Origin of the sequence: Salinigranum rubrum (assembly GCF_002906575.1) — an archaeon.
GTDB classification, from domain to species: Archaea; Halobacteriota; Halobacteria; order Halobacteriales; family Haloferacaceae; genus Salinigranum; species Salinigranum rubrum.
Genome location: NZ_CP026309.1, coordinates 128,829 through 143,467 on the forward strand (window position 1 = coordinate 128,829; position 14,639 = coordinate 143,467).

The 14,639-nt window shown below is 69.1% G+C and carries 14 protein-coding genes; 3 read left to right on the plus strand and 11 right to left on the minus strand.

Annotation, left to right across the window (positions count from 1 at the left end; genetic code table 11):
- Nucleotides 1–89: 89 nt before the first annotated feature.
- The gene (locus C2R22_RS00630; protein WP_103423854.1) at nucleotides 90–1,421 is read left to right on the plus strand and encodes a DUF362 domain-containing protein; all 1,332 of its coding nucleotides are present in this window, start codon (nucleotides 90–92) and stop codon (nucleotides 1,419–1,421) included.
- Between the two features lie 50 nt (nucleotides 1,422–1,471).
- Here the strand turns inward: C2R22_RS00630 and C2R22_RS00635 are convergent, their stop codons facing one another.
- Nucleotides 1,472–1,900: a universal stress protein gene (locus C2R22_RS00635; RefSeq protein ID WP_103423855.1), complete on the minus strand. Its 429-nt coding sequence runs from the start codon at nucleotides 1,898–1,900 to the stop codon at nucleotides 1,472–1,474.
- Between the two features lie 130 nt (nucleotides 1,901–2,030).
- Here C2R22_RS00635 and ilvC point away from each other — a divergent pair, with 130 nt between their 5' ends.
- Together ilvC and C2R22_RS00645 are read left to right on the plus strand one after the other, a co-directional pair.
- The gene (ilvC, locus tag C2R22_RS00640) at nucleotides 2,031–3,038 is read left to right on the plus strand and encodes a ketol-acid reductoisomerase (RefSeq protein WP_103423856.1); all 1,008 of its coding nucleotides are present in this window, start codon (nucleotides 2,031–2,033) and stop codon (nucleotides 3,036–3,038) included.
- Nucleotides 3,039–3,097: 59 nt separating this feature from the next.
- Nucleotides 3,098–4,270: an enolase C-terminal domain-like protein gene (locus C2R22_RS00645; protein ID WP_103423857.1), complete on the plus strand. Its 1,173-nt coding sequence runs from the start codon at nucleotides 3,098–3,100 to the stop codon at nucleotides 4,268–4,270.
- Between the two features lie 4 nt (nucleotides 4,271–4,274).
- Here the strand turns inward: C2R22_RS00645 and C2R22_RS00650 are convergent, their stop codons facing one another.
- From C2R22_RS00650 to C2R22_RS00695, 10 genes are all read right to left on the minus strand, one after another.
- On the minus strand, nucleotides 4,275–5,528 hold the full coding sequence (locus tag C2R22_RS00650) for an MFS transporter (RefSeq protein ID WP_103423858.1): 1,254 nt from the start codon (nucleotides 5,526–5,528) through the stop codon (nucleotides 4,275–4,277).
- The gene (locus C2R22_RS00655; RefSeq protein WP_103423859.1) at nucleotides 5,525–6,310 is read right to left on the minus strand and encodes an HpcH/HpaI aldolase family protein; all 786 of its coding nucleotides are present in this window, start codon (nucleotides 6,308–6,310) and stop codon (nucleotides 5,525–5,527) included. The genes C2R22_RS00650 and C2R22_RS00655 overlap by 4 nt, the downstream gene beginning before the upstream one ends.
- Entirely contained in the window at nucleotides 6,307–7,527 is a 1,221-nt protein-coding gene (locus C2R22_RS00660) for a mandelate racemase/muconate lactonizing enzyme family protein (RefSeq protein ID WP_103427518.1), read from the minus strand. Before C2R22_RS00660 ends, C2R22_RS00655 begins: the two co-directional genes overlap by 4 nt.
- Before the next feature lie 311 nt (nucleotides 7,528–7,838).
- Complete coding sequence (locus C2R22_RS00665; RefSeq protein WP_245902843.1) at nucleotides 7,839–8,843, minus strand: hypothetical protein; 1,005 nt, start codon at nucleotides 8,841–8,843, stop codon at nucleotides 7,839–7,841.
- 55 nt (nucleotides 8,844–8,898) lie between these two features.
- Nucleotides 8,899–9,189: a hypothetical protein gene (locus tag C2R22_RS00670; RefSeq protein ID WP_103423860.1), complete on the minus strand. Its 291-nt coding sequence runs from the start codon at nucleotides 9,187–9,189 to the stop codon at nucleotides 8,899–8,901.
- 100 nt (nucleotides 9,190–9,289) lie between these two features.
- The gene (locus C2R22_RS00675) at nucleotides 9,290–10,261 is read right to left on the minus strand and encodes a D-2-hydroxyacid dehydrogenase (RefSeq protein ID WP_103423861.1); all 972 of its coding nucleotides are present in this window, start codon (nucleotides 10,259–10,261) and stop codon (nucleotides 9,290–9,292) included.
- 82 nt (nucleotides 10,262–10,343) lie between these two features.
- On the minus strand, nucleotides 10,344–11,447 hold the full coding sequence (locus tag C2R22_RS00680; RefSeq protein WP_103423862.1) for a hypothetical protein: 1,104 nt from the start codon (nucleotides 11,445–11,447) through the stop codon (nucleotides 10,344–10,346).
- Between the two features lie 15 nt (nucleotides 11,448–11,462).
- Nucleotides 11,463–12,518 carry a 3-isopropylmalate dehydrogenase gene (locus C2R22_RS00685; protein ID WP_103423863.1) on the minus strand — a complete coding sequence of 352 codons (1,056 nt, stop codon included), beginning with the start codon at nucleotides 12,516–12,518 and terminating at the stop codon, nucleotides 11,463–11,465.
- An 81-nt stretch (nucleotides 12,519–12,599) separates the two neighbouring features.
- A complete protein-coding gene (locus C2R22_RS00690) occupies nucleotides 12,600–13,748 on the minus strand; it encodes an ABC transporter ATP-binding protein (protein ID WP_103423864.1) in 1,149 nt (382 codons plus the stop codon).
- A gap of 93 nt (nucleotides 13,749–13,841) precedes the next feature.
- A complete protein-coding gene (locus C2R22_RS00695; protein WP_245902844.1) occupies nucleotides 13,842–14,495 on the minus strand; it encodes a carbohydrate ABC transporter permease in 654 nt (217 codons plus the stop codon).
- Between the last annotated feature and the right edge of the window lie 144 nt (nucleotides 14,496–14,639).

Genomic DNA, 14,639 nt, shown 5'->3' on the forward strand with positions numbered 1-14,639 from the left:
GCCGTCGGTGACGGTTCGCGCGTCGCGCTCTGTCTCCTGCCGCGCCCCACACACTGATAACGTCTCGTGTCGGACTCCCACTATCCACGATGCTCGAGTTACCGGACGCCGACCGACTCGCGGCCCTGTCCGACGCAACGCCCGCAGACCTGCCGGACGTCGCGCTCCTCGAACACGTCCGGGACCACCCCCAGGTGGACGACGTGGCCGCGGCGACGCGGACGGCGCTGGACGAGATTCCGGCCCTCGCCGCGCTTTCCGAGGGCGCAACGGTCGGCCTCACGGCGGGGAGTCGCGGCATCCACGACATGCCGACGGTCCTCCGCACGACCGTCGAGTACCTCGACGCGCGGGGGCTGGAGCCGTTCGTCTTCCCGGCGATGGGCAGCCACGGCGGAGCGACGGCGGAGGGCCAGCGCGAGGCGCTCGCCGCGCTCGGCGTCACCGAGGAGACCATGGGCTGTGAGGTCCGGTCGTCGATGGCGGTCGAGCGCGTCGCCGACGACAGCGAGGGGCGACCGATATTCGCCGCCAGCGACGCGCTCGCGGCCGACGCCGTCCTCCTCCTCAACCGGGTGAAGGCCCACACCGACTTCCGCGGCCGCTACGAGAGCGGTCTCGCGAAGATGGCCGTCATCGGTCTCGGGAAGCAGCGCGGCGCGGAGATCACACACAACGTCGGCCTCGTCGAGGGGCTGGACGAGGTGATTCCCGAGCGCGCCGCCGCGCTGTTCGAGGAGACACCTGTGGTCGGTGGTGTCGCCATCGTCGAGAACGCCGACGACCGGGCGGCACACGTCGAGGGCGTCCCGGTCGACGAGATACTCGACCGCGAACCCGACCTCCTGGCTCGCTCGAAGGAACTCCTGCCGATGCTCCCGACCTCGAACCTCGACCTCCTGGTCATCGACGAAATCGGCAAGGAGATTTCCGGCACGGGGATGGACACCAACGTCGTCGGCCGGGTGTGCTACCACAACCAGCCCGAACCCGAGGAGCCGTCGTACACGCGCATCTACGTCCGCGGCGTCACCGAGGCCTCACACGGCAACGGCATCGGCATCGGCCTCGCGGACTTCGTCCACGCGGACCTCGTCGCCGACCTCGACCTCACCGAGACGTACGTGAACGTCATCACGAGCGGGGAGGTCTCCCGGGCGCGCATCCCGCTCATCGCCGAACGCGACGACGTGGCCCTCCGGGTGGCGACGTCGACGACGGGCGTGCGCGACCCGGCGGCCCTCCGGTTCGTCCGCGTGCCGAACACGCTCGACCTCGGTCGGTTCGTCGCCTCCGCCCCGGTCGTCGAGGAACTGGCCGACCGCGACGACGTGCGCGTCCTCGAACGCCGCCCGTTCGAACTCGTCGACGGCGACCTCCCACCCGACCCCTACGCGACCGACGACGAGCGTAGTCGCTGACGATAGGTGGCACCGAGTCAGACGCTGTCCGACTGAGGTGACGAGACCCGCTACTCGTCCATCACCGCGACGACCGGGACGTCCGCTTCGAGGAGGATGGACTGGGTGACGCTCCCGAACAGCGCCTTCCCGACGGGCGTTCGCTTCCGCCCGCCGATGACGAGGTACGAAGCGTCCGACCGCGAGACCTCTCCCTGGAGTTCCTCGACCACGTTCCCGACGAGTCCGCGCGTCGTAACCCGTCCCGGTCGGTCGGTCGACGCTTTGACCACCGTTCGCGCCGTCGACTCGGCGTCGCGCTGTCCGTCCTCGACGGTGTACGGTTCGTCGCGCTGGACTTCGCCGCGTTTTTCGAACTCGTCCTGTTCGAGGACGTGAACCACCACGAGTTCGTCGTCGTACGCCTCCGCGAGGTCCTGACCGACGGTGACGACGCGGTCCGGTTCGTCGTCGCCGTCGACTGCTGCCAGTATCGTCATCGGGTCGCAGGTCACTACAGAGACGTATAAACCTTGTCGAGCGTTCACCTCCCGCGTGCCCTGGCCTCGATTCGCGCCCCGTTCTTCCCCCAGCCGAAGAGCTAACTCCCCCTCGCGTGAGTCACGCAGTATGTCGGAGACAGAGACGACCGTCTACCACGACGCGGACGCGGACCTCTCCGTGCTGAGCGACCGGACAATCGCCGTCGTCGGCTACGGCAACCAGGGCCGCGCACAGGCACTGAACCTCAGAGACTCGGGCGTCTCGGACGTCGTCGTCGGGAATCGCGCCGACGACTCGCGTCAGCAAGCGCGCGAGGACGGCTTCGAGGCGTTCGACATCGCGGGCGCGGTCTCCAGGGCCGACGTCGTCTTCTTACTCATCCCCGACGAGGTCGCCCCGGCGGTGTACGAGGAGGCCATCGAACCGAACCTCTCCCCGGGCGACCTCGTGAACTTCGCCTCCGGCTTCAACGTCACCTACGGCTACATCGAACCCGCGGACGACGTGGACGTCGTCCTGCTCGCCCCGCGCATGATCGGGACGATGGTGCGCGACCTCTACACCCAGGGCCGCGGCGCGCCCGCGCTGTTCGCCGTCCACCAGGACGCGACCGGCGAGGCCCACGAGGTCGGTCTCGGCCTGGCGAAGGGCATCGGCGCGACGCGCTCGGGAGTCGTCGAGTCGACGTTCGAGGTCGAGACGACGACCGATCTGATGAGCGAGCAGGCGCTGTTCCCGCTCTTCGCCCACGCCATCATGGCGAAGTACCGCGTCGAGGTCGAGGCGGGCGTGCCGCCGGAGGTCGCCCTCCTGGAGTCGTACCTCTCGCGGGAGATGGCGTACATCTTCGAGCAGGCGGCGACGAAGGGGATGATCGAACAGCTCCTGTTGCACTCGCGGACGAGTCAGTACGGCCAGTTGAAGGGGCTGGAGTCGTTCGACCCCGAACCGATGGTCGCGTACATGCGCGACCGACTCGACGCCATCCAGTCCGGCGCGTTCGCCGAGGAGTGGCGGGCCGAACAGCGCGAGGGGACGCCGCACCTCGACGAACTGTTCGAGACGTACCGCCAGTCGGCGTTCGTCCAGCGCGAACAGGAGACGATGGAGACGCTCGGCCTCGGCGACCAGTAGCCCTCGAACCGCGCTGGACGACAGCAATAGCTATACGACGACGTCGTGAAGCCCGCGGTGTGTCACCGACCATCACGAAGATCGAGTCGACAGAGTTCGCGTTCCCGGTCGAGGACGCGGGGACGAGCCCCAACTCGTTCAGCCTCGTCTACGATCCCGGCGAGACGCTCCACCGGAAACTGTTCGGCATCAAAATCCACACCGACGTGGGCGTCACCGGCGAGTACGTCGGCGGGAACTCCCCGGCGGCCGCCCAGATCAACCTGTTCGGTCGGTTCCTCGTCGGCCGCAACCCCCTCGACCGCGAGCGCATCTGGAGCGAGGTAAAACGCGCGCTCCGCAAGTACGACCGGATGGGGATGGGTCCCATCGACATCGCGCTGTGGGACTTCGCGGGCAAGTACTACGACGCGCCCATCCACGAACTGCTCGGCACCTATCGAACCCGACTCCCCGCCTACGCCTCCTCGTACGACGGCGACATGAACGGCGGCCTCGACTCGCCGGAGGCGTTCGCCGACTTCGCCGAGGACTGCCTCGACCGGGGCTACCCGGCGTTCAAACTCCACGTCTGGGAGCAGGAGGCGTGGGGCGACGTCGACCGTGCGGTCGAGACGGTTCACGCCGTGGGCGAACGCGTTGGCGACGAGATGGACCTCATGCTCGACCCCGCGTGTCAGTACGAGACGTTCGCCGAGGCGCTGAAAGTCGGGAAGGCCTGCGACGAGCAGGAGTTCTTCTGGTACGAGGACCCCTACCGCGACGGCGGCATCTCCCAGCACGGCCACGCGAAACTCCGCGAGCGCCTGGACACGCCCCTGCTCCTGACCGAGCACGTCCGAGGGTTAGAGCCGCACACGGACTTCGTCGCCAACGGCGCGACCGACTTCGTCCGCGCGGACCCCGAGTACGACGCGGGCATCACGGGTGCGATGAAAATCGCTCATGTGGCTGAGGGGTTCGGCCTCGACGTCGAGTACCACGCGCCCGGCCCGGCCCAGCGACACCTCATGGCCGCCACCCGGAACACGAACTACTACGAGATGGCGCTCCTCCACCCCGACGTGAAGAACCCGGTGCCGCCGGTCTATCGGGGCGACTACGCCGACCAACTGGACTCCATCGACGACGACGGCACCGTCTCCGTTCCCGATGGGCCGGGACTCGGCGTCGACTACGACTGGGAGTACATCGAAGACCACCGGACGGGGAGCACCCACGTCTACGAGTGACCCCCTAGTCGACGTCCATCACCGCCGCGCCGACAGGGAGGCTCTCGGTGAGCGTGACCGCGACGAGCGCCGCCGCAGAGAACGCCAGGATGCTCGCGCCGAGAAAGGCGCTCTCGAACCCGACTACGCTCGCGGCGCCCCCCACCGCGACCGGTCCGACGATGCCGCCGAGGCCGCGGGCGGTCGACCGGAAGCCGATGAGTTCCGATTCTCTCTCGGCGGGCGAGACGTCGCCGATGAACGAGACGGCACCGACGCGCAGCAGCGAGAACGCCAACGCGAGCGTGAGCATCCCGCAGACGGCGACCGCCACCTGGCCGACGTGGCTCTCGACGGTGCCCGCGCCGGCGAGGAGCGCGGCGAACGCGCCGCTGCCGGCCATTCCGGCGCTGATGAGCGGTTTTCGGCCCAGTCTGTCGGCGAGCCCTCCCGAGAGGTACATGAACACCGTCTGCCCGCCGGGGTTGATTGCGAGCAACGCGCCCATCGTCGCCTCCGTGACGCCGAGGGTCGAGACGAAGTACACCGGCAGCAGGCTCCCGGTGCCGATGACGGCGAGGTTCCGGAACAACACGGCGACGTAGAGCCAGCGGAGGCCGTGCGTCCGGAAGTGCGCGCGACCCGCTCGCGTGGGGAAGAGCCGACGGCGAACCTCGCCTGCGACTTCGGCGGCCGACCGCGATTCGGGGGTCGGCGTCGGGTCGTCGATAGCGAGGACCGCGACGAAGACGACGGCCGTGACCGCCGTCACGACGAGGTAGAGGCTCCACGGAACGAGCAGTCCGAGGAGGAAGCCCGCCGACAGTCGACCGACGGTGGAACCGGCCCCCTGGGCGCTGCTGAACAGTCCGATCGACCGCCCGCGCTGTGACGCCCCGCCGAGCGTGTTGACGATGGTCAGAAGGATCGGCAGGTACGCCGCCGCGAACAGCGAGTAGACGGTTCGAACCACGAGCGGCTCGACGACCCCACGAACGACGAGCAGCGGAAGCGTCGCCAGCGTCGCGAGTCCGGCGGCGACCAGCAACACCCGCCGGCGCTTCCCGGTGACGTCCGCCAGCGCCCCCCAGACGGGCGCGCAGACGGTCCACCCGAAGTAGAAGGCGGTGGCGACGAGGCCGACACTGAGCGGGGACCCGCCCGCCCGGCCGATGTAGACCGCCATCGCGGTGGCCATCAACATGGGGCTTCCCTTGCTCGCGGCGGCCGCGGCGACGAGCGCGAGTCGCTGCCCGCGACTGGTCGACGGTGCCGTCACCGACTATCCGTCCCGCCGGCACGTTCTCGGGCACCGTCGAGCGCGTCGGTGACGCCGTCGGCCACGTAGAGCGAGTCGACGCCGGCGACGAGGTAGTCGACGCCCCAGTCGAGCCGTGCGGCCCGCGAGTCGGCGTCGGTCGCGAGCGTTCCGACCGCGACGGACGCGTCGTGGGCGGCTTCGACCGCGCGGTCGACCGCAGCGAGGAACCCTTCGTCCTCCCACTCGCCGAACCGCCCCATCGACATCGAGAGGTCGACCGGCCCGACGAACACGCCGTCGATGCCGTCGACGGCGGCGATGTCGGCGGCGTTGTCGACGGCGCGTTCCGACTCCAACTGGACGTGTCTGACGAGCGTCTCCTCGACCGTCTCGACGTGGTCGGCGAGCGAGCGGCCGTACCCCGTCGCCCGTCCGAGGCCGAGGCCGCGACTGCCCTCGGGAGGATAGCGCGAGGCGTCGACGATGGCCGCCGCCTGCTCGGCCGTCTCGACCATCGGGACCAAGACGCCGTCGGGGTCGCGGTCGAGCGTCCGCTTCAGCGTCGTCGGGTCGTCGTCGGGGACGCGGACGACAGACTCCGTCTCGCCGGGCGCGGCGTCGACCGCGCGGAGCATCGCCTCCATCGTCTCGTAGGACATCGACGAGTGCTCGGCGTCGAGCACTAGAAAGTCGGGGTCGGCGCTCGCCGATAGCTCCGCGAGTTCGGGGGAGGGAACGACGTTCCACGTCCCCACGAGCGGGTCGTCCGCCTCGACGGCGCGTTTGAATCGGCCGGTCATGCGAACATCGACCCCCGGTCGAACAGGTGCTCGGCGGCGACCGCTTCGTCCAGCCCGATGCCGAGACCGGGCGCTTCGGGCACCTCGATGTACCCGTCCTCGATGAGCGGGTCGTCCCGGTCGTGGAGGTCGTCCCACCACGGCACCTCGAGCGCGTGGAACTCCAGCACGTCGAAGTTCGGCACGCAGGCACCGAGGTGGACGCACGCCATCGTCCCGATGGGTCCGCAGACGTTGTGCGGCGAGAACGTGATGTAGTTCTCCTCCGCGCGGTTCGCGATGGCCTTCGACTCGGCGAGGCCGCCGCACGTCGTGGGGTCCGGCGTCACCACGTCGACGCCGAACTCGTAGAGGAGGTCTTTGAACTCGTGGACGCGGAACCGGTTCTCGCCGGTCGCCAGCGGCGTCGACGTCGACCGGGCCACCTCCCGCTGGGCGGCGGCGTTCTCCGGCGGCACCACGTCTTCGAGCCACAGCAGGTCGTACGGTTCGAGTTTCTGACAGAGGCGTTTGGCGCTGTCGAGCGAGTAGTCCCAGTGACAGTCGAACGCGAGGTCGATGTCGTCGCCGATTGCCTCGCGGACGGCCTCGACGGCCTCGACCTTGCGACTCAGCGCCGCGTTGCTCACGCGCCCGTTGTACGGGTCCGGGTTGTTGTCGAACGGCTGGTCGAGGTCGAACTTCAGCGCCGTGTACCCCATGTCGACGACGCGCTCGGCCTCGGCGGCGTACGCTTCCGGGTCGTAGGTGTCGTCGTCGTGCGCGCTGGGGTAGCCGTCTTCGAGCGCGAACGCGTCGCCGGCGTGGCAGTCACAGTAGATGCGCACCCGGTCGCGGTACTTCCCGCCGAGGAGCTGGTAAATCGGCAGTCCGAGGAGCTTGCCCGTCACGTCCCAGAGGGCGATTTCGATGCCCGAGGCGGCCGTCACCACCTTCCCCGTCGTCCCGCCGTGCCCGGACGTCTCCTGGACCATCCGGCGGAACAGCCGTTCCACGTCGAGGGGGTTCTCGCCGACGAGGAAGCGCTTCATGTACTCCATAATCTCGGTGACGCCGCCCCCGCGGTACGACTCGCCGATGCCGGTCACGCCCGCGTCCGTGTGGACGCGGACGAGGTTCCACTCGAAGTTCCCCTCGACGACGCACGTCTCGATGTCGGTGATGGCGACGTCGCGCTCCGGCAGCCGGTTCGTCGCGTGGTTGGAGAAGTCCCTCATCGGAGACTCCGGTCGACCGCGCGGGGGCCGTCGCGTCCGTGTCTCGTCCGCCTCGTTCCCTCGTCGATTCGGGTTCTCGACCGGCGGTCGGTCGCGCGTACCAGAGGTGTCTCGACCGGCCGCGCTCGTCGTCGGAGCGATTCGCCTGCCGAACGCGACGCTCCCGTCGCGTTCGGACGTCGCTCTCTCGCCGTGGGCTTCATGCGCCCACCGAGACGGCACTGGCTCTTAGCTATTGCCCCGGTCGTCGACTCTCGGCTGTCGAATCCTCACCGTTCGGCCCCCCTCCCGACGGCCGTCTGTCGACCCGGTCAGGAGCACGGCACGCCCGCCGCCGCGGCGCGCTCGCGGAGCGTCGCCCGGTCGCGTTCGAGCGGTGCGGGGTCCCCCTCGACTCGGTCCTTCTCGATGCGGGTCGTCACCGCCGCGGCGACCCGACACTCCGCGGCGTGGAGGTCGGCCTCCAGCGCGTCGACTCGGGCGCGCTGGTCGGCCGAGAGGTCGCGCTCGCGGACCGAGTCGAGCGAGTCGGAGACGGTCGCGGACAGTTCGACGGCCTGGTCGGTGTGCGTTTCGAGGCGAGCGACGTCGTCTCGGTCCCACCCCACTTCGACGGCCTCCTCGTCGAGGGCGCCGACGAGGAACGCGCTCTTGTCGAGCGTCGCGTCCGTCCGGGTGTAGCCCGGCACCGCGTCCGCGCGGGTGTCGTACCCGACGAGGACGGCGCGCTCGGGGTCGCTGTACACGTCGTTGGGGTACGCGGCGGCCCCGAGGCCACCCGCCCCGAACAGGAACACGACGACGAGAAACAGCCCCATGAACGCGCGGGGTGCGCCCTGAACGGGGGCGGTGTCGACGAACGGGTGCCGTCGCGTCCGCTCCATCGCCGTCGCGGCCACGCGCTCGACGAGCGACGCGAGGGCGTGTGTCTTCTCGGACGCGCCCGTCACGACCATCCGTCCGTCGGTCGTGACGCGGACGAACGAGTTGTGAAAGCCCGTGTGGCGGACGGTGAGCCCCTCTCCCTCGCGGAAACGGTCGGGGTAGCAGTCGTCGAACGCGTCCGACTCGCTGATGGCGCTCTCGACGGACGCGAGGACGTCCGTCCGGTCGTCGACCGGGTCGTCGGAGACGAATATCGACTTCCGCTCGAAGCTCAGCCCCTCGCCGTTGCGCCGCTGTTCGGCGAGGGACCGCACCCAGAACTTGCCGCGCGCCGCCACGAACGGCACCGCCGGGACGAGCACCGCGGCCGCGAGCGCTCGGGCGTACCCCGCCGCCGACCCGGCGCGAAGCCGTATCTGAAGGCGGTCCACGCGGCGAGGACGACGAGCGTGGCGACGCTCCAGCGGACGAACGTACGGAGCTTGTTCATCTCTCTCGTCCGAGGAACGTCCGCTTGAGATGTCCGATGAGCCCCACCTTGCGACGCTCGCTCTCCGCTTCGAACGCCGGCCCGAGTTTCCGTTCGAGGTCCTCGCGGCTCTCGAAGCGGTCGGCGTCGACCGTCGCCAGGAGCTCCGTCACCATGATGGAGTTCCCCTTCTCGTCCAGTTGGATGTTCGCGAGCGCGTGTTCACGCTCAATCCGGCGAACCGAGACGGGGTACGACCACCCCGATTCGGCGACGAGTTCGTGAACCGCGTCCGGCCCGTGGGTCATGTCCTCCCGTCGCTCGTCCGAGAACATAAACCTTACACGGGTGCTCCCGCCACCCACGGCGGCCGTCCCGCACGCCGCCTCGGTGGGTACGACGGCCGTTTCACCGGACCCGATTTCGAAGGTCGTCGAGTTCGTCCGCGTCGACGGCCGCCCAGTTCGCCGCGAGAACGTCGGCGAGGCGCTGGTAGTACCGGGGGGTGTGCCCGGACGCGTGCGGCGTGATGAACGCGTTTTCGAGGTCCCACAGCGGATGATTCGGGGGGAGCGGCTCGGGGTCGGTGACGTCCAGCGCCGCGCCGCCGATGGCGTTCTTCTGGAGCGCGGCGACGAGCGCGTCCGTCTCGACGAGCGGCCCCCGACCGACGTTCACGAGCACCGCGTGTGGCTCCATCGTCGTCAGCGCCGCCGCGTCGATGATTCCTCGGGTCGTCTCCGTCAGCGGGCACGCGAGGACGACGTAGTCGCTCCGAGCGAGGGCGTCGTCGACGCCCCGGTGGTCGTCGAAGCCCACCACCTCGTCGGTCGGTCCGCCCTTCTCCGGGGAGTACCGGACGCCCACGGTGTCGACCGAGAACGGTTCCAGTCGGTCGACGACCGCCTGGCCGATGGCACCGAGTCCGAAGACGGTGACCGTACTCCCGTACAGTTCGGTCGCCTGTCCGCGCCGCCACTCGTGGCGCTCCTGTTGCCGCCAGAACCGACGGAACTCCCGCGCGAACTGGAGCACGACGCCGACGACGTGCTCGGCGATGTTCGGCCCGTGGACGCCCGACGCGTTCGTCACCGCCACCCCCGCGTCTTCGAGGGCGCCGAGCGGCAGGTGGTCGTACCCCGCCGACGCGCAGGCGAACACCCTCATCCGTGTCGCGTCGGCGATGAGCGACTCGTCGATGCGGTGTCCGGTGACGACCCGCGCCGACGGTACCAGTTCACGCTCTTCGTCCGCCGTTCTCGCGCGCGCGACGTTCACGTCCGCCGGGAGTCGCTCCCGGAGCGCCTCGGCGTACTCTGTCGTCGAGACGCCGTGGACGCCTTCTCGGAGCACGACGACGTCCGGCCCGTCGTCCGTCACTGTCGAGTACCTCCCTTTCGAAGCATGCCTCCGGAGACGGCGACTCCGGGCTAAGCGGTGTGTCAGCCGGCAACGCCTTCCGCTACCGCGACGTGTCGAGGAGCGACTGCACGCACCGGTCGCCGAGACGGATCCCCGACGGCCGGTGGACGTACGACAGCAGCAGTTCGACGCGACCAGCCTGCGTTTCGGGGTCGAGTCGCGTCCCGTTCCGGTCGAACGCGCGAACCGTCGCCGTGTAGGCGCCCCACCGGATGGCCGCGTCGCTGTCCGCCGCGAGCGCCGGGCCGACGTCCGACGCTGCTCGCCTCGACTCCCACCGGTCGAGCGCCAGCGCGAACGTGGCCCCGTCGGGCGACTGGTACCGCACCGTGTGTCGAACCAGCGGCTCGGCGGGGAGCCCCAGCGCCCGCCGCTCCTCGAACGTCGTCGCGTTCGTCGCCGACAGGACCCGCCAGCCGTCCAGCCCGCTCGAACTCGCGCCGGGGACGACGCCGGGCCGGAGACGAACCGGGTGGGCGTCGGTCGGCGGCGTCGGGCAGTCGAGCGCCCCGTAGTCGACTGCGGGCGGTCGCGGCGTCGTGGTCGCAGTGGCCGTCCCCGTCGCGGTCGGTTCGTCCGTCGGCGCCGGTCCGAACAGTGGGGGTGAGGTGGCGCCGCCCCCGAGCGCCCCCGGCGCGAGCGCGGACCCCGCGACGACGCCGATGAGAGCGAGAACGAGACCGAGGACGGCGAGCGCGGTCAGGGGCAGCCGTCGGGGGCTGGCTTCGTCGCCGTCGGGTTCCGGTTCACGACCCGAACAGAACGCCGACGCGCCCTCTCCGAGGTGACGGTCGAGGAGGCTCGACGCGCGCTCTCGGTCGACCGCGTAGCGGACGATACGGAGGAGTTCGTCGGCGTCGACGACGCTTTCCTCACCCTCACCGTCGACGCGCCGCGAGGTGACGACCCGCGTTTCCGCGTCCCGCGGAGGCGACGACGTGGTGTCGCTCCCGTCTGCCGTGTCGTGCGTTACGACGAACCGCTGGGTGGTGACGCCGTCGCGCACCGTGAGGACGACCCCGTCCCTGTCGACGCGCCGGCCGCGCGCCCGCCAGAGGGCGGCGACGAACCGGGCGAACTCGTCCGAGGAGAGCCCCCGGAGCGCCGCGGCGAACCGCGCTGGGTCGTCCCGCGGGCGACGCATCGCTCGGTCACCCGCTCACAGCCGACTGCGCAGGTCGTCGACGACCGCCGTCGTTCCCGACTCGCCGCCGAGGTCGGGCGTCCGCGGCGCGTCGCCGTCGGCCAGTTGCTCGGCGACGGCGTCCCACAGGTCGGCCGCGGCCGCCTCCTCGCCGAGGTGGTCGTACAGCATCGAAACCGAGAGCACCGTCGCGAGGGGGTTCGCGACGCCCTGTCCCGTGATGTCCGGCGCGCTCCCGTGGACGGGTTCGAACATCGACGGCGAGTGTCCCTCGACGTTGATGTTCGCCGACGGGGCCAGCCCCATGCTCCCGCTGACGATAGCGCCGATGTCGGTGAGGATGTCGCCGAAGAGGTTCGAGGCGACGATGACGTCGAACTCGTCGGGACGGCGCACGAGGTCCATCGAGGCGGCGTCGACCAGCAGGCGGTCGACCTCCACCTCGGGATACTCTTCGGCCACCTCCTCGACGACCTGGTCCCAGAACACCATCCCGTACGCCTGCGCGTTCGACTTGGTGACGTTCGTCAGGTGGCCGTCGCGTTCCGTGGCCTCCTCGAACGCGGCGCGAACGATGGCCTCGGTCCCCGCGCGGGTGTAGATAGCGGTCTGGACGGCGACTTCGTGGCCGTAGCCGCGGTGTTCGTGGCCGCCGATGTCGGCGTACTCGCCCTCGGTGTTCTCGCGGTAGACCACGAAGTCGATGTCGCCGCCCTCGTAGCCGCGGAGCGGGCTCTCGACCCCTTCGAACAGCACGGACGGCCGCTTGCACACCTGCTGGTCGAACGCCTTCCTGATGGGGAGCATCATCCCCCGGAGCGTCAGGTGGTCGGGGATGTCGGGGTGGCCGACCGCGCCGAGGAGGATGGCGTCGTACGGCTCTAAGGTCTCGATGGCGTCGTCGGGCATCATCGACCCCTCTTCGAGGTAGCGTTCGCTCCCCCAGCCGTATCTCGTCGTCTCGACGGAGAACCCGTGTCTGTCGGCGGCCGCTTCGAGGAGTGGGAGCGTCGCGTCGACGACCTCCACACCGATACCGTCGCCCGGAAGGAGTGCGATTTCGTAGGTCACACCGGTCCATCACCGAGCGCCAGCAAAAGCGTTCCCCCCGCCCCCGTCAGCGAGATGGCACGTGTCCGCGGCCGTCTCCCGTCACGCCTCCTGCTGGATGGTCCGCGGTGAACTGTCGGCGCGCGTGTAGCCGTGGAGGACCGCCTCTTCGGTGTCGCGGTCGAAGAGGTGGATGTCCGACTCCTCGAACGTCAGCCGGACGGTCTCACCCTCGGTCGGTTCGACATCGACGGGAGTGCGCACGCGGCACTCCTGTCCGGCCACGTCGAGGTAGAGGAAGTTGTCCGACCCGATGACCTCGACCACGTCGACGGTCGCCTCGAACGACTCGGACGCCGACGCCTCGTTGTCCACGACGAGGTTCTCCGGGCGAAGGCTCAGGATGTACTCGCCCGGCTCGGCCTGTTCGACGATCCGGTTGCTCACCTCGCAGTCGATGCCGGTGCCGACGAGTCGGCCGCCGCTCTCGGTGGCTTCGAGTTCGACGTCGAAGAAGTTCATCGACGGCGACCCGATGAAGTCCGCGACGAACGTGTTCGCGGGGCGGTAGTAGACGTCCTTCGGCGTGCCGACCTGCTGGAGCTGTCCGTTGTCGAGGATGACGATGCGGTCCGCCATCGTCATCGCCTCCTCCTGGTCGTGGGTCACGTAGATGGTCGTGATGCCGAGTTCGCTGTGGATGCGCGCCAGCTCCGTCCGCATGTGCTTTCGCAACTGGGCGTCCAGGTTCGACAGCGGCTCGTCGAAGAGGAACACCGAGGGCTCGCGGACGATTGCGCGGCCGGTGGCGACGCGCTGTTGCTGCCCGCCCGAGAGGCTCCCCGGCTTCTTGTCGAGCAGGTCCTCGATGCCCATCATCTCGGCCGCTTCGACGACCCGTCGGTCTATCTCCTCGTCCTGCAGGTCGGTCGAGAGGTGCAGGCCGTACCCCATGTTCTGTCGCACGGTCTTGTGCGGGTACAACGCGTACGACTGGAACACCATCGCGATGTCGCGGTCGCGCGGCGACATGTCGTTCACCGGCGTCCCGTCGAGTCGTATCTCGCCGTCGGTGATGCTTTCCAGCCCGGCGAGCATCCGCAGCGTCGTCGACTTCCCACAGCCGGAGGGGCCGACGAACACGACGAACTCGCCGTCGGGAATGTCCAGCGACAGTTCCTCGACGGCCACGATTGGGCCGGACGTGTCCTGGAACACCTTGGTTACCGTATCGAATTCTACACGTGCCATGTTAGTAGTTCGCTCGCATCATTTGAATCTCTAATATTTAATAGTTCCTCGTCGGGTCGGTGTCACACATCAGAAGCGGTGGTCGTCGGAGGTTCAGGCACCTCCGAGCCCTTCGCCGACGTAGCGCTGCGACAGGCCGTAGAAGACGACCGGCGGTGCCACGAGGAGGACGACGGCGGCCATGAGGATGTTCCACTCGCGGAGGACGTCGCTCCCGAGGATGAAGTGAATCGCCACCGTCGCGGTCCGAACGTCCTCGTCGCTCGTGAGGACGAACACCCACAGGAAGTTGTTCCACGCGGTGAGGAACGAGAACAGCGCCGCCGCGCCCACGGCGGGTGCCGACAGCGGGAGCACGATGCGTAAGAACGCGCCGATCTCCGTGTGGCCGTCGATGAGCGCCGCCTCCTCGATGTTCTCGGGGATGCCCTGTCTGAAGAAGCCCTGCAGGAGCCAGATAGTCTGGGGCAGGACGAAGATGGACAGCGCGACGATGATCCCCGTGAGCGTGTTGATGAGCCCGAGGACGAAGAACACCTCGTACACCGGGATGGTGATGACGATCCACGGGAACATGATGGTGAAGACGGCGGTGTAGAAGAGGAACTTCCGCCCCGGGAAGTCCAAGCGTGCGAAGGCGTACGCGCCGGGGATGGAGAACAGAAGCGAGATGAGCGTCGCCGCGATGGAGACGACGACGCTGTTCCGGAAGAACGTCACGAAGTCGAACTGTTCCCAGATGTTCACGTACGGGTCGAGCGTGAGTTTCTCCAGCGCCGGAATGATCCCCGTCGCGGGTCGATGGCCGCGAAGTTCGTCAGGACCGACGTCCGAGCCACCCAGAAGTACGGGGTCAGCGCGAAGAGAGCGAAGGCGGCGAGCCCCACGTAC